Source organism: Thauera sp. DNT-1 (assembly GCF_055393985.1).
Window position 1 is genome coordinate 3,175,471 of the sequence record NZ_AP043752.1, and the last position, 19,047, is coordinate 3,194,517.

Annotated in this window: 16 protein-coding genes; 7 read left to right on the plus strand and 9 right to left on the minus strand. The window is 70.6% G+C overall.

Annotated elements, in window-relative coordinates; all coding sequences use genetic code 11:
• The first annotated feature begins 67 nt into the window (after positions 1-67).
• Complete coding sequence (locus ACZ5PP_RS14650; protein ID WP_464826186.1) at positions 68-2,059, plus strand: acyl CoA:acetate/3-ketoacid CoA transferase; 1,992 nt, start codon at positions 68-70, stop codon at positions 2,057-2,059.
• A gap of 57 nt (positions 2,060-2,116) precedes the next feature.
• Here the strand turns inward: ACZ5PP_RS14650 and ACZ5PP_RS14655 are convergent, their stop codons facing one another.
• From ACZ5PP_RS14655 to cysK, 3 genes are all read right to left on the minus strand, one after another.
• On the minus strand, positions 2,117-3,163 hold the full coding sequence (locus ACZ5PP_RS14655) for a patatin-like phospholipase family protein (RefSeq protein WP_374615400.1): 1,047 nt from the start codon (positions 3,161-3,163) through the stop codon (positions 2,117-2,119).
• Between the two features lie 179 nt (positions 3,164-3,342).
• Entirely contained in the window at positions 3,343-3,723 is a 381-nt protein-coding gene (locus ACZ5PP_RS14660) for a DUF488 domain-containing protein (protein WP_004313065.1), read from the minus strand.
• A 7-nt stretch (positions 3,724-3,730) separates the two neighbouring features.
• Positions 3,731-4,708 (minus strand): cysteine synthase A, encoded by a 978-nt coding sequence (cysK, locus tag ACZ5PP_RS14665; protein ID WP_004313067.1) that lies wholly within the window; start codon positions 4,706-4,708, stop codon positions 3,731-3,733.
• 173 nt (positions 4,709-4,881) lie between these two features.
• Here cysK and ACZ5PP_RS14670 point away from each other — a divergent pair, with 173 nt between their 5' ends.
• From ACZ5PP_RS14670 to ACZ5PP_RS14685, 4 genes are all read left to right on the plus strand, one after another.
• Entirely contained in the window at positions 4,882-7,368 is a 2,487-nt protein-coding gene (locus tag ACZ5PP_RS14670) for a patatin-like protein (protein WP_004313069.1), read from the plus strand.
• 69 nt (positions 7,369-7,437) lie between these two features.
• Positions 7,438-8,709, plus strand: coding sequence for an Eco57I restriction-modification methylase domain-containing protein (locus ACZ5PP_RS14675; RefSeq protein WP_004313071.1), 1,272 nt, complete (start codon positions 7,438-7,440; stop codon positions 8,707-8,709).
• A 226-nt stretch (positions 8,710-8,935) separates the two neighbouring features.
• Positions 8,936-9,244, plus strand: coding sequence for a DUF485 domain-containing protein (locus ACZ5PP_RS14680; RefSeq protein WP_004313076.1), 309 nt, complete (start codon positions 8,936-8,938; stop codon positions 9,242-9,244).
• Positions 9,241-10,959 carry a cation acetate symporter gene (locus tag ACZ5PP_RS14685; RefSeq protein ID WP_004313077.1) on the plus strand — a complete coding sequence of 573 codons (1,719 nt, stop codon included), beginning with the start codon at positions 9,241-9,243 and terminating at the stop codon, positions 10,957-10,959. Before ACZ5PP_RS14680 ends, ACZ5PP_RS14685 begins: the two co-directional genes overlap by 4 nt.
• A gap of 75 nt (positions 10,960-11,034) precedes the next feature.
• Here the strand turns inward: ACZ5PP_RS14685 and ACZ5PP_RS14690 are convergent, their stop codons facing one another.
• Both ACZ5PP_RS14690 and ACZ5PP_RS14695 read right to left on the minus strand, forming a co-directional pair.
• Positions 11,035-12,477 (minus strand): sensor histidine kinase, encoded by a 1,443-nt coding sequence (locus ACZ5PP_RS14690; RefSeq protein ID WP_004313078.1) that lies wholly within the window; start codon positions 12,475-12,477, stop codon positions 11,035-11,037.
• The gene (locus tag ACZ5PP_RS14695; RefSeq protein ID WP_004313080.1) at positions 12,455-13,132 is read right to left on the minus strand and encodes a response regulator; all 678 of its coding nucleotides are present in this window, start codon (positions 13,130-13,132) and stop codon (positions 12,455-12,457) included. The genes ACZ5PP_RS14690 and ACZ5PP_RS14695 overlap by 23 nt, the downstream gene beginning before the upstream one ends.
• A gap of 174 nt (positions 13,133-13,306) precedes the next feature.
• Between ACZ5PP_RS14695 and ACZ5PP_RS14700 the strand changes: the two genes are divergently transcribed.
• On the plus strand, positions 13,307-14,569 hold the full coding sequence (locus tag ACZ5PP_RS14700; RefSeq protein ID WP_012584505.1) for an MgtC/SapB family protein: 1,263 nt from the start codon (positions 13,307-13,309) through the stop codon (positions 14,567-14,569).
• A 34-nt stretch (positions 14,570-14,603) separates the two neighbouring features.
• Here the strand turns inward: ACZ5PP_RS14700 and ACZ5PP_RS14705 are convergent, their stop codons facing one another.
• The 3 genes from ACZ5PP_RS14705 to ACZ5PP_RS14715 are packed head-to-tail and all read right to left on the minus strand — an operon-like array spanning position 14,604 to position 16,963.
• Positions 14,604-14,771 (minus strand): hypothetical protein, encoded by a 168-nt coding sequence (locus tag ACZ5PP_RS14705; RefSeq protein ID WP_004313084.1) that lies wholly within the window; start codon positions 14,769-14,771, stop codon positions 14,604-14,606.
• 10 nt (positions 14,772-14,781) lie between these two features.
• The gene (locus tag ACZ5PP_RS14710) at positions 14,782-15,954 is read right to left on the minus strand and encodes a YeeE/YedE family protein (protein ID WP_273423875.1); all 1,173 of its coding nucleotides are present in this window, start codon (positions 15,952-15,954) and stop codon (positions 14,782-14,784) included.
• 13 nt (positions 15,955-15,967) lie between these two features.
• On the minus strand, positions 15,968-16,963 hold the full coding sequence (locus tag ACZ5PP_RS14715) for a sulfurtransferase (protein WP_004321574.1): 996 nt from the start codon (positions 16,961-16,963) through the stop codon (positions 15,968-15,970).
• Between the two features lie 229 nt (positions 16,964-17,192).
• Here ACZ5PP_RS14715 and ACZ5PP_RS14720 point away from each other — a divergent pair, with 229 nt between their 5' ends.
• Positions 17,193-17,984, plus strand: a complete 792-nt coding sequence (locus ACZ5PP_RS14720) for a DUF3750 domain-containing protein (protein ID WP_043742579.1) — start codon at positions 17,193-17,195, stop codon at positions 17,982-17,984.
• Between the two features lie 81 nt (positions 17,985-18,065).
• On the opposite strand, the gene ACZ5PP_RS14725 is transcribed toward ACZ5PP_RS14720, so the two are convergent.
• Positions 18,066-18,989, minus strand: a complete 924-nt coding sequence (locus ACZ5PP_RS14725; RefSeq protein ID WP_004321577.1) for a DMT family transporter — start codon at positions 18,987-18,989, stop codon at positions 18,066-18,068.
• Positions 18,990-19,047 lie beyond the last annotated feature (58 nt).

Here is a 19,047-nt window from a genome sequence, read left to right on the forward strand (position 1 = left end):
TGGTGGTGGTGATCACCCGCCGAACACGGTCCGGCCGCTTCCCGGCGCGGCGCGAGGGAGATCCGCCATGGCAAGAAAAACGCATCCGATGGTGGCGTCGCTGCGCGCCGCCGACACCGGCAAGATCGTTTCGGCGCGCGAGGCGGTGCGCCTGATCCGCAGCGGCGACACGGTCGCCACCGGCGGCTTCGTCGGCATCGGCTTTGCCGAGAGCGTCGCGATCGCGCTCGAAAAACGCTTCCTCGAGGCGGAGGGCGGCCCGGGCAGCCCGCGCGACCTGACCCTGGTGTATGCGGCCGGGCAGGGCGACGGCAAGGCGCGCGGCCTCAACCACCTCGGCCACGAGGGCCTGGTGGCGCGCGTGATCGGCGGCCACTGGGGGCTGGTGCCGCGCCTGCAGGCGCTTGCGGTCGATAACCGCATCGAGGCCTGGAACCTGCCGCAGGGGGTGATCACGCACCTGTTCCGCGACATCGCCGCCGGCAAGCCGGGCACGCTGACCCGGGTCGGGCTGGGCACCTTCGTCGATCCGCGCTTCGGCGGTGGCAAGCTCAACGCGCGCACCACCGAGGATCTTGTGCGGCTGATGCCGATCGACGGCGAGGACTACCTGTTCTACAAGGCCTTTCCGATCCATGTCGGCATCATCCGCGGCACCACCGCCGACCCCGACGGCAACGTCACCATGGAGAAGGAGGCGCTGACCCTGGAGGCGCGAGCGATCGCCATGGCCGCGCGCAACTCCGGCGGTATCGTCATCGTGCAGGTCGAGCGCATCGCCGAGCGCGGCTCGCTCAATCCGCGCCAGGTGCAGGTGCCGGGCGTGCTGGTCGACTGCGTGGTGGTGGCGGATCGTCCCGAGCACCACATGCAGACCTACAGCGAGCAGTACAACCCGGCCTTCTCCGGCGAGATCCGCGTGCCGATGTCGGCGATCTGCGCGATGCCGATGAGCGCGCGCAAGATCATCGCCCGCCGGGCCGCGATGGAGCTGCAGTCGGCTGCGGTGGTGAACCTCGGCATCGGCATGCCGGAGGGGGTCGCGACCGTGGCCGCGGAGGAGAAGCTCATCGACCTGCTCACGCTCACCGCCGAGCCGGGCGTGATCGGCGGCATTCCCGCCGGCGGGCTGAGCTTCGGCGCGGCGGTGAACACCCAGGCCATCATCGACCAGCCCAGCCAGTTCGACTTCTACGACGGCGGCGGGCTGGACATCGCCTTCCTCGGCCTCGCCCAGGCCGACCGCGAGGGCAACCTCAACGTGTCGAAGTTCGGCCCGCGGCTCGCGGGCGCGGGCGGCTTCATCAACATCTCGCAGAATGCCAAGAAGGTCGTCTTCGTCGGCACCTTCAGCGCGGGCGGGCTGGAGGTGGCGGTGGAGGATGGATGCCTGCGCATCGTCCGCGAGGGCGAGACGAGGAAGTTCGTCGACGCGGTCGAGCATCGCACCTTCAGCGGGACGCAGGCGGCGAAGTGGCGGCAGGACGTGCTCTACGTCACCGAGCGCTGCGTGCTCCGGCTGTGCGAGGACGGACTCGAGCTCATCGAGATCGCGCCGGGGATCGATCTGCAGCGCGACATCCTCGCTCGCATGGACTTCGTACCGGTGATGAAGGGCCCGCCCGTGCGGATGGACGCGCGCATCTTCGCCGACGCGCCGATGGGCTTGCGCCACGACCTGCTCGACGTTCCGCTCGAGCGTCGGCTGGCCTACGACGCGCAGCAGGACGTGTTCTTCGTCGACTTCGAGGGGCTGTCGGTGCGCACGCCGCAGGACATCGCCGCGATTCGCGACGCGGTGCGCGCCGCGCTCGCTCCACTCGGGCGCAAGGTGGATGCGGTGGTCAACTACGACCGCTTCTCGATCGTGCCGGAACTGGTGGACGACTACGTCGAGATGGTGAAGGGACTGATGGATGCCCATTACCACACCGTGACCCGCTACACCGCCAACGGCTTCCTGCGCATGAAGCTCGGCGAGGAGCTCGAGAAGCGGCGCATCCCCGCGCACTTCTACGCGAGCGCGAGCGAGGCCTGGCACGGGCTGGAGACCCCGTAGCGGGGCGCTGCGCCGCCGCGCTGCGCCCGCACGGGGCCGGTGTCGGGCATGCAGGCCTCACAGGAACAGGGCGCCGACATCGATCGTCTCGCGCCGGCCGACCTCGTGGGCATGCGCCTGCAGCCAGGTTTCGGCGCGTGCGCGGCCGAGTTCGCGCAGCCGGAGCAGGGCGCTGGCGGTGGCATCGAGCTTGCTCGCGCTGCCGGCGTCGCCGAGCTCGGGAGCATCGATCAGGTGGAAGCGCTCGCGCAGCAGCTTGCGCTCGAGGCGGCCGATCGGCGACCAGCGCGGACGCTCGGCGATGAACTGGCGGGCGTGGGCGATCATGCGCATCTCGCGCAGGAAGGTGGTGGAGAAGCCGAGCTCCATGCTGCGCGCCGCGATGTCTTCGGCGCTGCGGGGGGCCTGCTCGTGCTGCAGAGGGTTCAGCAGCACCATCAGCAGGTCCGGCGTGTCGCATTCGTAGAGCAGCGGGTAGATCGCCGGGTTGGCGGTGAAACCGCCGTCCCAGTAGTGCTCGCCGTCGATCTCCACCGCGTGATGCAGCGTGGGCAGGCAGGCCGAGGCCAGCAAGGCCGCTTCGCCGAGCTCGGCGGTGCGGAAGAGCCTGACCTTGCCGGTGCGCACCGCGGTGGCGGCGATGAAGAGCTTGAGCGGGCACGCGCTGCGGATGCGCTCGAAGTCGAACTGCGCGCGCACCACGTCGCGCAACGGATTGAGCTCGAAGGGGTTGAGCTGATAGGGCGAGAACACGCGGGCGAGCCCGAGCATCATGTTCATCGGCGAGGGGAGGCTGCCGTCACCCGAGGGGCTGAGGCTTTGCAGCAGCTCGAGGTGGAAGGGAACGCTGTCGCCGACGGCCGTCCAGAAGCGGTCGAGCGCGGCGCGCGCGCCCTCCGCCCCGCCCGTGGTCCAGCCCTCGGCGAGCGCCACGGCATTCATCGCGCCGGCGCTGGTGCCGCTGATGCCTTCGATCGGCACTCCCGCCTCGAGCAGGCGGTCGAGCACGCCCCAGGTGTACGCGCCATGCGCGCCACCGCCCTGCAGCGCGAGCGCGACGGGGGTGGAGGCATCCTTCCTGGTTGGCCACGGCAAGCGAAACATCGAAACCCCCTTCGGGTCCGGGCGGACGGCAGGGGAGTCCCTTGGCGCCTGTCCGGCAAGCTGCAGGTCTGCATTGTGCACTGCACAATGCAGATTATCACGCAGTCCGGATTACAGCCGTGCGTACCGGTAACAGGATGCGCGGGCGCGGGCGTCGTGCGCGCCGGCCCGCCGCCGGGTCAGGCATTGCCGGGTCGGGAAGCGGCTCCGCACGCCAGCCACAGGCGCAGCGCCTCGGCGTTGTTGTGCGTGGTGTCGCGCGCGGCGTGGAGCAGGGTGAGGACCGGATGCGCGGCGATCAGGCCGTGCAACTCGGCGAGTGCCGCGGCGGCCGCGGGGGCGCGCAGCTCGTCGGCGTAGCGGCGGCGGAATTCGTCCCAGCGCGCCGGGTCGTGGGCGAACCACTTGCGCAGCTCGCTCGAGGGCGCGAGCTCGCGCAGCCAGTGCTCGATCCGTGCGTTCTCGCGCGCGAGTCCGCGCGGCCACAGGCGATCGACCAGCACCCGGCAGCCGTCCCCGGCTGCGGGTGGGTCGTACGCGCGGCGCACGCGGATCGTCATGGTCTGGTCAGATCGCCATGCCCTTCTCGTCGAACAGGCCCTCGAATAGGATCGAGCTCAGGTAGCGCTCGCCCGAGTCGGGCAGGATCACCACGATGGTCTTGCCGGCGTTCTCGGGCTGCTTCGCGACGCGCGCCGCGGCGGCCACCGCCGCGCCGCAGGAGATGCCGGCGAGGATGCCCTCCTCGCGCGCCAGGCGGCGGGCGTAGAGCACCGCGTCTTCGTTGCTCACCTGCTCGACCGCGTCGATCAGCGAGAGGTCGAGCACTTTCGGCACGAAGCCCGCGCCCAGGCCCTGGATCTTGTGCGGCGCAGGGGTCAGCGGCTGGCCGGCGAGGGTCTGGCTGATCACCGGGCTGGCGGCGGGCTCGACCGCGATCGAGCGGATGTCCTTGCCGCGCACGCGCTTGATGTAGCGCGAGATGCCGGTGATGGTGCCGCCGGTGCCCACGCCCGACACCAGGATGTCGATGCCGCCGTCGGTGTCGTTCCAGATCTCCGGGCCGGTGGTGGTCTCGTGGATCGCCGGGTTGGCGGGGTTCTCGAACTGCTGCAGCAGCACGTAGCGGCCGGGGTCGCTGTCGACGATCTCCTTGGCCTTGGCGATGGCGCCGTTCATGCCCTTGGGGCCTTCGGTCAGCACCAGTCTGGCGCCATAGGCGACGAGCAGCTTGCGGCGCTCCACGCTCATGGTCTCGGGCATGGTCAGGGTCAGCGGGATGCCGCGCGCGGCGCACACGAAGGCGAGCGCGATGCCGGTGTTGCCGCTGGTGGGCTCGACGATCTCCTGGCCGGGGCCGAGGCGGCCGTGGGCGATCGCGTCCTTGACCATCGCCGCGCCGATGCGGCACTTGACCGAGTAGGCCGGGTTGCGGCCCTCGATCTTCGCCAGCACGGTGGCCTGCGCGCCGTCGAGCACGCGGTTCAGGCGCACGAGCGGGGTGCGGCCGATGGATTCTGCATTGTCGGGGTACCAGGTGGACATCGGTTCTCTTCTCCTCGTTGGGGGTGCTCCGGAAGTATAGGCAAAGCGCGCCGCACGGTCGCGCCGGATCGTCGCGCGTGGTGGCGGACGGCGCTTGACGGCGGCGCACCCAGGTGCAAGCTTCAATCCCTTGCGCGAGGTCCGGCACGCGGTCTGGCACGTGGGAGGGGGCGATGAAGGAAAAGGAACTGCGGCTCGCACTGGTGCTGTTCGGCGGCGTTTCGCTCGCGGTGTACCAGCACGGCATCAACCGCGAACTGCTCAACCTCGCGCGCGCCTCGCGCGCCTACCACCGCGTCGAAGGGCCCGCCGCCAAGCAGGCGCCCGGCCATGTGTATCCGGCGGGCGCGGGCGCCGACGCGTGGACCGCCGAGGTGTATTTCGACCTGCTCAAGCGCCTCGGGCGCATGGTGGACCTGCGCGTGCTGGTCGACGTGATCTCGGGCGCGTCGGCGGGGGCCATCAACGGCATCGCGCTCGCGCGCGCGCTCGCGCACGATCTCAGCCTGGCGCCGGTGACGCGGCTGTGGCTGGAGCGCGCCGACATGCAGCGCCTGATCGCACCGGAGGCGCGCGCCGGGAAGTGGGACAAGTGGTACTTCCGCCCGCTGCTGCGGCCGCTGCTGGCGTGGGCCCGGCGCGAGGGAATGCTCGAGACCCAGCCCGACCCCGAGACGCTCGAGCGCGCGCTCGCCTTCGTGCGTTCGCGCTGGTTCAGCGCGCCGCTCGACGGGGCCTTGCTGAGCGCGGAGCTGCTCGACGGCCTGCTCGCGATGGAGACGGGTTCGGTGGCCGCCGGCTCGCTGCTGCCCTCGGGTACCTGCCTGTCGCTGGCGGTCACGGTGACCGACTTCCGCGGCATCGAGCGCGCGCTGTTCACCCACGACCCGCCGCTGCTGCGCGAGCGCGAGCATCGCCACCTGCTGCGCTTCGCCTGCGAGCATCGCAGGACCGGCGAGCTCGACAGCGACTTCGGTCTCGACAACGCGCCCTCGCTCGCCTTCGCGGCGCGCGCCTCGGCGTCCTATCCGGGCGCCTTCCCGCCCGCCCGGCTGGCCGAGATGGACGCCCTGCTGGCCGCGCGCGGGCTGACGTGGAGTACGCGCGAGCGCTTCCTGGCGCGCAACTTCGCGCACTACCGCGCGAGCGGCATGAACCCGGCGGAAGTGGTGTTGCTCGACGGCAGCGTGCTCGACAACAAGCCCATCCTCGCCGCGGTCGGCTACATCCGGGTCCATCGCGCCTTCCGCGAGGTGGACCGGCGGCTGATCTTCATCGATCCGCATGCCGAGGCGCGCGTCGGCGAGGGCGCCGGCAGCGATGGCGGGGAGGGCGAGCCGGGCTGGTTCGAGGTCCTGCGCAGTGCCCTGTCCGACCTGCCGCGCCACCAGCCGATCCACCAGGAGCTTGCCGAGATCAGCCGCTACAACCGCCAGATCCGCCGCCTCAAGGCGACCATCGTGCAGAGCCGGCCCGAGGTCGAGGCGCTCGTCGAGCGCGCCACCGGTGGTGCCCTGTCGGGGCCCTTCACGGCCGTCGAGTTGCGCCACTGGCGGTTGACCTCGACCAACATGCTGGGGGCGATGCCGCTGGTGTACGACCCGTGGTGGCGTGCGCTGGTGCTGGAAGCGCTCGATTTCCTCGCCGGCCTGCTCGGCAGCCTGTGCGGCTGCGCACGCGAATCGCCGGGCGCGCGCTGGCTGCAGCAGGTGGTGGAGGCGTGGGCGGCGCACGCCGGGATCCTGCGCGAGCACTACCGCATCGCGGACGATGTGGGCGAGGATGCCGACATGCCCGCGTTCGCGCGCGTCGTGATCCGTTTCGGCATCGAGTACAAGCGCCGCCGCATCAACTTCGTGCTGCACGAGCTCAACACCCTCTACCACGCCCTGCCGGGCGAGGGCCGCTGCACCACCGCCCCGGGCGTGCTCGACGTGGTGAAGACGCGCATCCACGAGTGCCTCGACGCATTGGCGATCTACGACGACTGCGCCTTCGTCGATGCGCCCGCCGCCGCCGCGGTGCGTGCCCTGCTGCAGCCGGCGACCGCTGCTGCGGCGGTGCGGTCCGAGGCGGATGCGGCGGCGTTCGCGATGCGCAACGCGGTCGCGCTCGACGCCTTGATCGAGCGCATCGGCGACGCCTGCCGGATCGGCGAGGCCAACGCGAACATGGACGCGGTGCTGGTCTCCGACGCGGTGCGGGCGATCGAGCCGCACTGCCGCCGCCAGTTGTTGACCGCCTATCTCGGCTACTTCTACTGGGACGTGATCCTGCGCCCCGCGCTGGGGGCACTCGCGCTCGGCAGCGGGCCGCTGGAGGAGGTGCTGATCGATCGCATCAGCCCACAGGATGCGACCGCGCTCGCCTCCGTGACGGAGGGGCGCCCGGCGCTCGCGGGCACCGCGTTCGCGGGCTTCGGCGGCTTCCTCAGCGCGGCCGCGCGCGAGAACGATTACCTGTGGGGGCGCCTGCATGCGGCCGAGCGGCTGGTCGGCATCGTCGCCAGCGCCGTCGGCGGACCCGGTGCACCCGACGCGTCGGAGCTGCGCGTGTTTCGCAAGCGTGCCTTCGAGGCCATTCTCGACGAGGAGGCGAGCCGGCTGCGCGCCGTGCCCGGGCTGATCGCCCGCCTGCGCGTCGCGATCGCCGCGCTCTGAGGGCAGCGCTCCGCGCAGCGCCGTGAATCCGGGCCCTCGCCGCGCGCGCGCTTGGTAAGATCGCGCCCCATGTCCTCTCCGATCGCCGCCTCTTCCTCCCTGCCCGCCCAGCTTCCCCTGGGCCTGCGCGACGTCGCCGCGCTCGGCCAGGTGTTCACCCCCGAGCCGGTGGTGCGCGCCATGGTCGCCCTGCGTCGCAACGCGGGCCGCGTGCTCGAGCCCTCGTGCGGCGACGGCGCCTTCCTGCGCCATCTGCCCGGCGCGGTCGGTCTCGAGCTCGATCCCGACCATTGTCCGCCCGGCGCGCAGGCGATCGACTTCTTCGCCTACCCCGAGCGCGAGCGCTTCGACACCATCATCGGCAACCCGCCCTACGTGCGCATCCAGGACATCGCCGAGAGCACGCGGGCGCTGATCGAGCGCGGCGCCTACGGGGACCTCCTCGATGGCCGCGCCAACCTCTACCTCTTCTTCATCGCCAAGTGCCTGCGCCACCTGCGCCCGGGCGGCGAGCTGATCTTCATCACCCCGCGCGACTTCCTCAAGGCCACCTCGGCGGTGAAGCTCAACCGCCTGCTGGTCGAGTCCGGCTCGATCACCGACGCGATCGAGCTCGGCGACGCGCGCGTGTTCGACGACGCGGTGCCGAACTGCCTGATCTGGCGCTTCGAGAAGGGGCGCAGCGCGCGCGCGATGCGCTACTGCGCGCTCGGCGTCGGTGACGACCTCGCCGCCGGGCTGGCGGCGCCGGCCTGGGAGGAGCGCCACTTGGTCGAGGCCGGCGGCCACCTGATGTTCGCGCGCGGCGACTACCCGCTGCGCCTGGCCGACGTGGCCTTCGTCAAGGTCGGCGCGGTGTCGGGCGCGGACGAGCTGTTCACCGACGCGGTAAATGGCAACCGCGACTTCGTGTGCTCGTCGACGGTCAGCACCGGGCAGACCCGGCGCATGATCTGGAGCGAGCCGGGCGATCCGCCGCCGGCGCTGCTGGCGCCGCACAAGGCGCGCCTGCTGCAGCGCAAGGTCACCCGCTTCGACGAGTCGAACTGGTGGATGTGGGGCCGCCTGCACCACCGCAGCGCGCAGCCGCGGGTGTATGTGAACGGCAAGACGCGGGTGCCGAAGCCCTTCTTCGTCCATCCCTGCACCGACTACGACGGCGCCGTGCTGGCAATCTTCCCGCGCCGCGCCGACGTGGACATCGAGGCCTTCCGCGACGCCCTCAACGCGGTGGACTGGGAGGACCTCGGCTTCGTCTGCGACGGCCGCTTCCTGTTCACCCAGCGCAGCCTGGAGCACGCGCCGCTCCCAGCGGACTTCGAGGCCTTCCTGCCCGCCTGAGTCGGGTACGCCCCGAGCTTGCTCATCCCCGCGGCCCCGGCGGCCGCCGTTGTCCTGTCCATCCGGATGGAATTGGAGGAGAATGTGCAAGCTTCACGCAAGAATCCGTTAAGTATCTGTTGGAAAAGAAATTTTTATGCGCTCGTAAGCGGAGTGTAAGTCTCCGCCCCTAAGGTGCGCACAACCGGGCAGGCGTCCGGTCCTTTCACCGCAGAAGGAGGGAGATATGGAAAACGATATGGCGACCAAAATCGCCGCAAACCCCAAGTACCAGAAACTGGTACGCACGCGCTCCAGCTTCGGCTGGATCCTCACCGCGATCATGATGTTCGTGTACTACGGCTACATCGCGCTCATCGCCTTCAACAAGGAATCGCTCGCCGCCCGCCTGGGCGAGGGCGTGATGACGGTCGGCATTCCCGTCGGCTTCGGCGTCATCGTGTTCACCATCCTGATCACCGGCTTCTACGTGCGCCGCGCGAACTCCGAGTTCGATCAGCTCACCCGTGAAATCGTCGAGGAGGCGGGCAAATGATCGGTACCAACGCGAAACTCGCGGGCGGCCTCGTGCTCGCCCTGCTGTCCTCGGTGGCGCTTGCCGCGGGCGGCGATCTCGGCCAGGCCGAGAAGCAGGCCACCAACTGGACGGCGATCCTGATGTTCGCCGCCTTCGTGGCGGGTACCCTGTACATCACCAAGTGGGCGGCGGCCAAGACCAAGTCGGCGGCCGACTTCTACACCGGCGGTGGCGGCATCACCGGCTTCCAGAACGGCCTCGCGATCGCCGGCGACTACATGTCGGCGGCGTCCTTCCTCGGGATCTCCGCGGCGGTGATGGCGAGCGGCTATGACGGCCTGATCTACTCGATCGGCTTCCTGGTCGGCTGGCCGGTGATCACCTTCCTGATGGCGGAGCGCCTGCGCAACCTGGGCAAGTTCACCTTCGCCGACGTGGCGGCCTACCGCTTCCAGCAGACCCCGATCCGCGCCTTCGCGGCCTCGGGCACCCTGGTCGTGGTGGCCTTCTACCTGATCGCGCAGATGGTCGGCGCCGGCCAGCTTATCAAGCTGCTGTTCGGCCTCGAGTACTGGATGGCGGTGGTCATCGTCGGCGCGCTGATGATGATCTACGTGCTGTTCGGCGGCATGACGGCGACCACCTGGGTGCAGATCATCAAGGCCTGCCTGCTGCTTGCCGGCGCAAGCTTCATGGCCTTCATGGTGCTGCTGAACTACGGCTTCTCGCCCGAGGCGCTGTTCGCCGATGCGGTCCGCGTCAAGACCGAAGTGTCGGCTGCCACCGGGAAGACCGCTCTGGAAGCTTCCACCGTCGGCCAGGCGATCATGGGACCGGGCTCCTTCATCAAGGATCCGATCTCCGCGATCTCCTTCGGCATGGCGCTGATGTTCGGCACCGCCGGCCTGCCGCACATCCTGATGCGCTTCTTCACCGTGCCGGATGCCAAGGAAGCCCGCAAGTCGGTGTTCTGGGCGACCACCTGGATCGGTTACTTCTACGTCCTCACCTTCATCATCGGCTTCGGCGCGATCGTGCTGGTGTCCACCAATCCGACCTTCCTCGATGCCAAGGGCGGCCTGATCGGCGGCAGCAACATGGCGGCGATCCACCTCGCCAACGCGGTCGGCGGCAACGTCTTCCTCGGCTTCATCTCCGCGGTGGCGTTCGCGACCATCCTCGCGGTGGTGGCCGGCCTGACCCTGTCGGGTGCCTCGGCGGTGTCGCACGACTTGTACGCCACGGTGTTCAAGAAGGGCAAGGCCGACTCGGCTTCCGAGCTCAAGGTCTCGCGCATCACCACCCTGGTGCTGGGTGCGATCGCTGTCGTGCTGGGGATCGCGTTCGAGAAGCAGAACATCGCCTTCATGGTGTCGCTGGCCTTCGCGATCGCAGCCTCGGCCAACTTCCCGGTGCTGTTCATGTCGGTGCTGTGGAAGGATTGCACGACCCGCGGCGCGACGATCGGCGGCTTCCTCGGCCTGATCACCGCGGTGGTGCTGACCGTCGTGTCGCCGTCGGTGTGGGAAGTCACGCTCGGCAACCCGAAGGGTTCGGCGCTGTTCCCCTACGCTTCGCCGGCGCTGTTCTCGATGGCCGCGGGCTTCATCGGCATCTGGCTGTTCTCGATCCTCGACAACAGCGCGCGTGCCAAGGAAGACCGTGCCGGCTACATGGCGCAGAAGGTGCGCTCGGAGACCGGTATCGGCGCGGCGTCGGCCTCGGCGCACTAAGCAGCAAGCGCTCCGCCGGCATCCGCGAGGGTGCCGGCGGGCAGCACGCAAGACCGCGGGGCGGTGGGCGAAGGCTCACCGCCCCGCGGTTTTTCCGTGATGGCCGTCGATCGGCAGCGTTACGCGCACGCGGGTCCCGCGCCCGTCCGGGCCGTCGTCGATCGCGATGCTGCCGCCGTGGCCACGCACGATCTCGCGCGCGATCGACAGACCCAGGCCGCTGCCGCTGGCGCGGGTGCCGGCGTGGCGGTAGAAGCGCTCGAAGACCTGTTCGCGCACTTCGCGGGGGATGCCCGGACCGTCGTCGTCGACCTCGATGCACACCTGGCCCTCTTCGCGCGCGCAGCGCAGCGAGACCTTGCCGCCTTCGTCGCAGTACTTGAGGGCGTTGTCCATCAGGTTGGCGATCAGCTCCTGCAGAAGGGTGGGGTCGCCGACCATGCGCACCGCCTCGCGCTCGACGCCGAGATCGATCGCGCGGGCGTCGGCACGCTCGATCCAGTCCTCGACCAGGGGGTCGATCAGCGCGGTCAGCTCCACTTCCGACGCATCCGCGACCAGGCGGCCGCCTGCTTCTGCGCGGGCGAGCGCGAGCAACTGGTTGGCGAGCCGGATCACCCGCGCCACCGAGACGCGCAGGCGGTGCCGCGCGGCCTCGTCGAGCGGGCGCGACTCGAGCAGCTCGAGCTGCATCTGCAGGCCGGCGAGCGGGGTGCGCAGCTGGTGTGCGGCATCCTGCAGGAACTCGCGCTGGCGGGCGCTGGCATTGCGCTGGCGCTCGAGCAGGCCGTTGAGTGCGCGCACCACCTCGCGCACCTCGTCGGGAACGGCCTTGGGGTCGATCGGCGACAGGTCGGCGCCCGCGCGCCGGCGCAGCGACTCCTCCAGGCGCTCGAGCGGGGCGAGACCGCTCGGAATGCCCAGTCCGGCGGCGATGCCGGCGGCGAGCAGGAGCAGGGCGCCGGCGGAGACGAAGCCGAGGAGCAGTCGGTCCATCGCCGCCTCGCGCTTGACCAGGGTCTCGGCGACGGTGACGTAGTAGCCGCCCGCGGGTGTTTCGCGATACAGGCGCAAGGCGCGGATCGGCTCGCCCGCATGGACGAGATCGCGGAACAGCGGTCGCGTGGAGGGCGCGCGCGGCGGTTGCGGTGTCTCGCGGCCGACCGGGGAGTAGGGCACCGGCAAAGCGGATGCCGCATCGCTGTCGTCGAGCAGCGGCAGGGCCGCGTCGCCGCCGAGCAGGCGCCCGCCCAGGTCGCGTACGCGGAAGTAGATGCGGTCCTGGGTGTCGCTGCGCAGCACCGCCTCGACTTCGGACGACAGCCTCAGGTTGAGCCCGTCCGCTTCGGGGTGCACATGGGTGGCGATCGCGTGGGCGAGGTTGAGCAGGTTGTGGTCGTAGGCATCGCCGACCATGCCCTTGGCCGTGCCGTAGGCCACCGCGCCGGCGATCGCCAGCAGCAGGCCGGTGGGTGCGGCGAGGCTGCTGAGGAGCTTACGCCGGAGGCTGGTCTGCACCGTCGCGCTGCTCCTTGCTGCGTTCGAGGCGGTAGCCGAAGCCGCGTACGGTGCGGATCAGCAACCCTGCCGCCTCCACGCGCGGGCGCAGGCGCGAGATGCACACCTCGAGCGCGTTGCCGCTGCCGTCGCCTTGCAGGTTCTCGCGCGTCACCGTGCGCCCGTCGGCGCGCACCAGCGCCTCCAGCACCTCCCACTCGCGCCCGCTGAGCGTCATCGGCGCGCCGTCGAGCTCGGCGAGGCGGCCGTCGAGGTCGAGGGCCAGCGCCCCGAAGGCCAGCCTCGCCCCGGCGCCACCCCCGCGCCGCTGCACCGCGCGCATGCGCGCACTGAGCTCGGCGAGCTCGAAGGGCTTCACCAGGTAGTCGTCGGCGCCGAGGTCGAGCCCGTAGATGCGGTCGTCGAGCGCGTCGCGCGCGGTGATCACGATCACCGGCATGCGCTGGCCGCGCTTGCGGATGCGACGCACCAGCTCGTAGCCGCCGAGCCCGGGCAGGCCGACGTCGAGCAGGACGAAGTCGTAGCCGTTGTTCTGCAGCAGGCGGTCTGCACGCATGCCGTCGCCTTCCACCTCGACCTCGTCGCCCTGGCCGCGCAGGAATTCCGCGATGCCCTCCGCGAGCGCGGGGTCGTCCTCGACCAGCAAAAGTCTCATCTGTGCTTCTCCATGCCGCGCCGCGCGGGCGGACCCCGCGTCCATCGCGCAGCCGCGAGCGTCGTGTGGAGCGAATCGTATCCCGGCACGGGCGTGCTTGCATCGCCGCGCACGCCCCGGCGTATGATCGGGCTGTCGATCGCCCTCTGCCGGGGCCGCACCCGGCCCGCCGCCATGTCGGACATGCTGCCGCTCGATGCCGAACAGATCGAAGCCTTCCTGATCGCGACCGGAATCGGCCTGCTGATCGGCTTGGAGCGCGAGCGTGTGCCCTCGGCGCGTGCCGGGCTGCGCACCTTCGGCCTGGTCGGCATGCTCGGCGCGCTGGTGTCCATGCTCGGCGAACAGCTCGGCAGCCCCGCGCCCTTCGTCGCCGGCTTGGTGCTGGTGGGCCTCACCATCATCGCCGCCTACCTGCGCCACCCCGATTCTTCCGATCCCGGCACCACCTCGGTGGCGGCGCTGGTGCTGTGCTACTGCCTGGGCGCCGCGAGTTGGCTCGGCCACGCGCAGCTCGCGGTGATGCTTGCGGTGGGGGCCACCGTGCTGCTCTATTTCAAGGCACAACTCCGCGGCGTGGCGACGCGGCTGGAACAACGCGACTGGATCTCGATCCTGCAGTTCGGCGTGCTCTCGCTGGTCATCCTGCCGATGCTGCCGGACGAGGAGATGGGCCCCCACGGCGCGCTCAATCCGCGCCAGATCTGGTGGATGGTGGTGCTGATCGCCGGTGTCGGCCTGGCCGGCTATGCGGCGCTGAAAATCGCCGGCGTGCGCTACGGTGCCGCCTTCGTCGGTGTCTTCGGCGGCCTGGCATCGAGCACGGCGACCACGCTGCTGTACGCGCGTCAGGCGCGCGAGCTGCCCGCGGCGGGTGCGATGGCCGCGCTCGTGATCGTGATCGCCAACCTGGTGATGGTGTTGCGGGTATGGGGGATCGCCGCCGTGGTCGCACCCGGCGTCGCCGCGCCGCTGCTGAAGCTGATCGTGCCGGCGCTCGTGCTCGGCACCCTTGGTGCGCTGTGGCTGTGGCGCCGGCTCGCCGAACGTCACGAGACCGTGCTGCCCGCCACCGGCAACCCGACCGAACTGAAGACCGCGCTCGGTTTCGGTGCGGCCTATGCGCTGGTGCTGCTGGCCGCGGCCTGGCTGTCGGACTATGCGGGCAATCGCGGCTTGTACGTGCTGGCCTTCGTCTCCGGCCTCACCGACGTCGATGCGATCACCCTGTCCAGCCTGCGCCTGTACGCGCTCGAGCGCCTCGAACTGGTCGCCACGGTCACCGCGCTCGGCATCGCCATGCTCGCCAACCTCTGCTTCAAGCTCGGCCTCGCCAGCGTGATCGGGGGCCGCGCCCTCGCGCTACGTGCCGCCGCCGGCATGGCCAGCGTCGCGCTCGGCCTGCTCGCCGGCCTGGCCTGGGTGGGACTCGGGTAAGGCGCGTCCGGCTTTCGCGCCTTAGGCCTTACGCCTAACGTCCCGAGCAATGCCCCCCCGAGGCGGCCTGGCCGCTGCCGAGCGCGATCGGCGGCGGTTCCACGCGGATCCTGCTGCTGCTCATGGTGTCGAGCACCAGCAAGCCGAGGGCGATCAGCCAGAAGGCCGCGAAGCCGGTGCGGAAGAGTCTTTCCTTATCCATGTCTTCCTCCTCACGCACCGACGCGGCGGCGGATGCGCACACCGAGGATGGAGCCGGCAAAGGCGAGCGCGAACCACACCCAGCCGTGCAGGCTGGCCGAGGCGATGCCGCCCAGGTAGGCGCCGACATTGCATCCGAAGGCCATGCGTGCGCTGTAGCCCATCACCAGCCCGGCCACCGCGGCGGCGGCGAGGCGGCGCCCGGAGGGCGCGGAGAACTTCGGCGCGCCGTTCCAGCGCGAGGCGGCGATCGCGCCGTAGATCAGGCCGATGTTGGTCACCGAGGTGACGTCGGCGAGGATGGGCTCGACCAGGCGCTGCGCATGCGGCGCCACGCCCCAGAAGGCGTCGCCCGAGAGGTCCCAGCCGAGCGTGGAGACCGCCTTCGCGCCCCACACGCCCATGCCATACACGATGCCCCAGGGCTGGCCTGCGACGACCAGGTGGGCCAGGTAGAGCACCGCCAGCAGCAGCGCCCCCAGCCACCAGCGCGTCGCCCAGCGCGACTGCGCGGGCCCGGCCGCGGCGACGAAGCTCGCCGTGCCGGTGCGTACGAGCCGCTCGGCGATGGCCTGCGGCGAGGGCGGTGCGTCGCCACCCGCCCTGCGTGCGGCGCGCCCGGCCAGCCAGGCCACCAGGCCGCAGCCGGCCACGGTGAGCGCGAGTGCGGTCGGCCAGCCGAAGGCGAGCAGGTTCACCGCCGGCAGGCCGCCGAGCCCGATCCAGGCGGGCTGGTGCGAGGCGCCGAGGAAGCTGCCGAAGGCGAAGGTGGGCAGCACCACGAGGGACAGCGGCGAGCCGCCGCCGGCCTTGTAGAGCGTGCCCGAGCCGCAGCCGTCGGCGAGCTGCATCGCCGCACCGAACAGGAAGGCGCCGAGCACCAGGCTGATCGTCAGCGGCGCCACTGCGCCGACCAGCTCGCCGCCGCTGCCGGCGAGCAGCGGCAGGGTGAGCGCCGCTGCCAGCACCATCAGCAGCATCTGCGCCCACAGGCCCTGCGGGTCGCGGCGCTCGATCATGTCGCGCCAGCCGGTGGTGAAGCCGAAACGTGCGCCCTGCAGTACCGCGCCGAAGCCAACGCCCAGCAGCGCGAGCAGGCCCTGGCGCAGGCCAGCCGCCAGCGTCACCGCGAGCACGCCCGCGAGTGCGCCGAAGACCAGCAGGAATCGGAAGAACCAGCGCATCGTCGCGTCCGCCTTACTTGTCGAGCGCGCGCTTGGCGTCCTGCACCAGCGCGCTCAGGCGCGAGGGCTGGTTGTCCATCGGGAGCTCGGACTGGCTCCATTCCACCACCGAGGAGGGGTAGAGCTTGACCGCCTTGTTGCCGGCGATCTCCGACATCACGAACCAGTTGGTGGCGGCCCAGTGGCCGGTGTTGCAGAAGGACACCGCGGGTGCGGCGGCGGCGCCGGACTGCGCGACCAGGGCCTTGAGCTCGCTCGCCGGCTTGAGCGTGGTGCCGCCCTGGGGGAAGAACTGCGCGTTGTCGAACGACTTCGCGCCCGGCAGCGTACCGTAGCGCGCGGCGGCGTCGGTGCGCGTCTCGCCGGCGAAGAACTTGGGCGGGCGAGCGTCGACCAGCAGCGGTGCGTTGCCGGCCTTGACCGCGGCGGCGAGCTCCTCGCTGGTGACGACCTGCTCCTGGTCGTAGCGGTAGCTGAACTGGCTGGGCGCGACCTGCGGCGCGGCGGTCTCGAGCGCGCCGCCGGCGGCCTGCCAGGCCTTGCTGCCGCCGTCGAGGATGGACAGGCGGGTGAGGCCGCCGACCTTGAGCGTCCAGTACACGCGCGCCGCGGCGCCGAAGTCGGTGTGGTCGCTGCCGGCATGCACGACGACCACGTGGGTGTCGCGATCGACCCCGGCGGCCTGCAGGAGCTGGGTCAGGGCGGCCTCGGCGGGCAGCTGGCCGGGATTTTCCTTCGGGCCGCGATACTTGCCATAGGGGGTGTTCACCGCGCCGGGCACGTGGCCAGCGGCATAGTCCTTTTCGGCGCGGATGTCGAGCACGCGCACACCGGGCTGGCCGAGGAGGGTCTTCAGTTCGGCCGGCTGGAGCAGCGGGGCGGGGGCGGCGGTCGTCGCCACCGCGGCGGCGGGGCTTTGTCCAGTGGTGCTGGCGAAGGCGGGCGTGGCGAAGCCGAGGCTGGCGGCGAGCGCGATGGTCAGGGGAAGGGGGGCGAGTTTCTTCAGCATGGTCGTGTCGTCCGTCGGTTCCGTTTGCTGGGGGCCGGCGCGCCGGACTGCGCGGCGCTGCCATGATGCGCCGCAGAATACGGGAAAGCTGAAATACTCGAAACGTCTTTCAAAGAAAAAGTTTATAACTTTTCAGAATGAAAGCGACGGCTGCGCCGGCGTAGAACTCGATGCGCGAGCGGCGATCGAAACACAATTGGCCTTGCGGCCCCGCAACAGGAAAAACCGCTTGAACACCCTCTCGATCGGCTTGCGCATCCTTGCCGTCCTGCTGCTGCTTGCGGTGGGGCTCAGCTTCGCCAATGATCCGCGTCCCGCGGCGTCTGGCGCGGAGGGTGGCTGGCGCGGCGCGGCGCGCCACTCCGCCGGCATCGCACCCGACCCCGAGCGCTTCGCGGATACCGCGATCGTGCAGGTGTATGCCGCGGCCACCTACGGCTGGCGCGGCTACTTCGCGGTGCATCCGTGGATCATCTACAAGCGTGCCGGCGACACCGTCTACACCCGCTACGACGTCATCGGCTGGGGACGTGGAAACGTGGTGCGGCGCAACTACGCCTTGCCCGACGGGCTCTGGTTCGGGGCCGTGCCGAGGGTGCTGGTCGAGCACCGCGGCGAAGGCGTGGAGGCGATGATCGGGCAGATCGAGGCCGCGGTGGCGAGCTACCCGCACGCGGACGAGTACCGCAGCTATCCGGGCCCGAACAGCAACACCTTCCTCGCCCACATCGGCCGCGAGGTGCCGGCGCTGCGCCTCGACCTGCCGGCGAACGCGATCGGCAAGGACTATCGCCCCGTCACGCGTCCGCTGGGCGTGTCGCCCTCGGGGTCGGGCGTGCAGTTCTCGCTGCTCGGCTTGCTGGGCTTGAGCGTGGGCGTGCAGGAAGGCATCGAGCTGAACGTCCTCGGGCTCAGTTTCGGCCTCGATCTCAACCGTCCCGGCCTGCGTCTGCCCGCGATCGGCCGCCTCGGCCTCGACGACACGTCGGTGTCCGAGCGCGGCGCCGCCGGGCTGCAGTGACGCCGAGAGGCCGGCGCGCGGGCTTCGGCAGCGCCGCGCTCCTCGCCGCCGCTTCGGGATCGATGCGTTGCGGTCGCCTCGTCAATCGCTTCCCGCGCCCTTCTCGGCCCTCTCGCCCTTCGCCGCCAGGTAGATGCCCACCAGCAGCAGGCTGAAGCCCACGAACTGCAGCGGCGCGAAGCCTTCTCCGAAGACGAGGAAGGCCATCAGCGCGCTGCCCACCGGCTCGCCCAGCGTGACCACCGCGACGAAGGTGGCAGACACGTAGCGCAGCGACCAGTTGTAGGCGGTGTGGCCGAGCAGTTGTGGTCCGAGCGCCATCGCCAGCAGCACCAGCCAGGCGGTGTTCGACAGGCTGAACAGTTCCACGCCGCCCGCGCCGCTGGCGGCGAACAGGAACAGCGCCGCGGCGCCGTAGGCGAGCCAGATGTAGGCCGGCAGCCCGAGGCCGGCGCGCAGGCGGCGGCCGATCAGCAGGTAGGCGGAGAAGCACCAGCTGCCGACGAGCGCGAGGAGGTTGCCGAACATGGGGTTGCTGCCGGCGCCGGCGGTCTGGCTGTCGCTCCAGAAGATGAACAGGCTGCCGGCGAAGGACAGCGCGATGCCGCCGATCATCATCTTCGTCGGCGTCTCGCGGAAGATGAGAAAGGAGGCCAGGCCGATCCACAGCGGGTTGGTGGTGACGAGCGCGGTGCTCGAGGCGACCGAGGTGTATTCGAGCGAGCTGATCCAGGTGGCGAAGTGGAGCGCGAGGAAGAAGCCCGCGGCCAGCGCCATGCCGATCTGCCTGCGGGTGAGGCGGGCGAGCTCATGGCGCGATTGCAGGAAGGCGACCGGCGTGATGATGAGCGCGGCGAAGCCCAGCCGCCAGGTCGCGACCGCGAGCGAGCTCACCCCCTCGGCCTGGGCGAGGCGGGCGAAGATGGCGCCGAAGGAGATCGCGGCGAGGCCGATGCCGAGGACGACGAAGGGGAGCCAGCGGGCGGGTTGGGGGGTGTGGGACATCTGGAGAGGGGCGATTGGTGGGTGAGGTGGGTCGAGAGCACCCTGAGGGGCTTCGACC

Bases quoted from the DNA above. Each gene is read 5' to 3' on its own strand.
- ACZ5PP_RS14650 (WP_464826186.1), top strand. From the start codon at position 68: ATGGCAAGAAAAACGCATCCGATGGTGGCGTCGCTGCGCGCCGCCGAC.
- ACZ5PP_RS14655 (WP_374615400.1), bottom strand. From the start codon at position 3,163: ATGTTTCGCTTGCCGTGGCCAACCAGGAAGGATGCCTCCACCCCCGTC.
- ACZ5PP_RS14660 (WP_004313065.1), bottom strand. From the start codon at position 3,723: ATGACGATCCGCGTGCGCCGCGCGTACGACCCACCCGCAGCCGGGGAC.
- cysK (WP_004313067.1), bottom strand. From the start codon at position 4,708: ATGTCCACCTGGTACCCCGACAATGCAGAATCCATCGGCCGCACCCCG.
- ACZ5PP_RS14670 (WP_004313069.1), top strand. From the start codon at position 4,882: ATGAAGGAAAAGGAACTGCGGCTCGCACTGGTGCTGTTCGGCGGCGTT.
- ACZ5PP_RS14675 (WP_004313071.1), top strand. From the start codon at position 7,438: ATGTCCTCTCCGATCGCCGCCTCTTCCTCCCTGCCCGCCCAGCTTCCC.
- ACZ5PP_RS14680 (WP_004313076.1), top strand. From the start codon at position 8,936: ATGGAAAACGATATGGCGACCAAAATCGCCGCAAACCCCAAGTACCAG.
- ACZ5PP_RS14685 (WP_004313077.1), top strand. From the start codon at position 9,241: ATGATCGGTACCAACGCGAAACTCGCGGGCGGCCTCGTGCTCGCCCTG.
- ACZ5PP_RS14695 (WP_004313080.1), bottom strand. From the start codon at position 13,132: ATGAGACTTTTGCTGGTCGAGGACGACCCCGCGCTCGCGGAGGGCATC.
- ACZ5PP_RS14700 (WP_012584505.1), top strand. From the start codon at position 13,307: ATGTCGGACATGCTGCCGCTCGATGCCGAACAGATCGAAGCCTTCCTG.
- ACZ5PP_RS14705 (WP_004313084.1), bottom strand. From the start codon at position 14,771: ATGGATAAGGAAAGACTCTTCCGCACCGGCTTCGCGGCCTTCTGGCTG.
- ACZ5PP_RS14710 (WP_273423875.1), bottom strand. From the start codon at position 15,954: ATGCGCTGGTTCTTCCGATTCCTGCTGGTCTTCGGCGCACTCGCGGGC.
- ACZ5PP_RS14715 (WP_004321574.1), bottom strand. From the start codon at position 16,963: ATGCTGAAGAAACTCGCCCCCCTTCCCCTGACCATCGCGCTCGCCGCC.
- ACZ5PP_RS14725 (WP_004321577.1), bottom strand. From the start codon at position 18,989: ATGTCCCACACCCCCCAACCCGCCCGCTGGCTCCCCTTCGTCGTCCTC.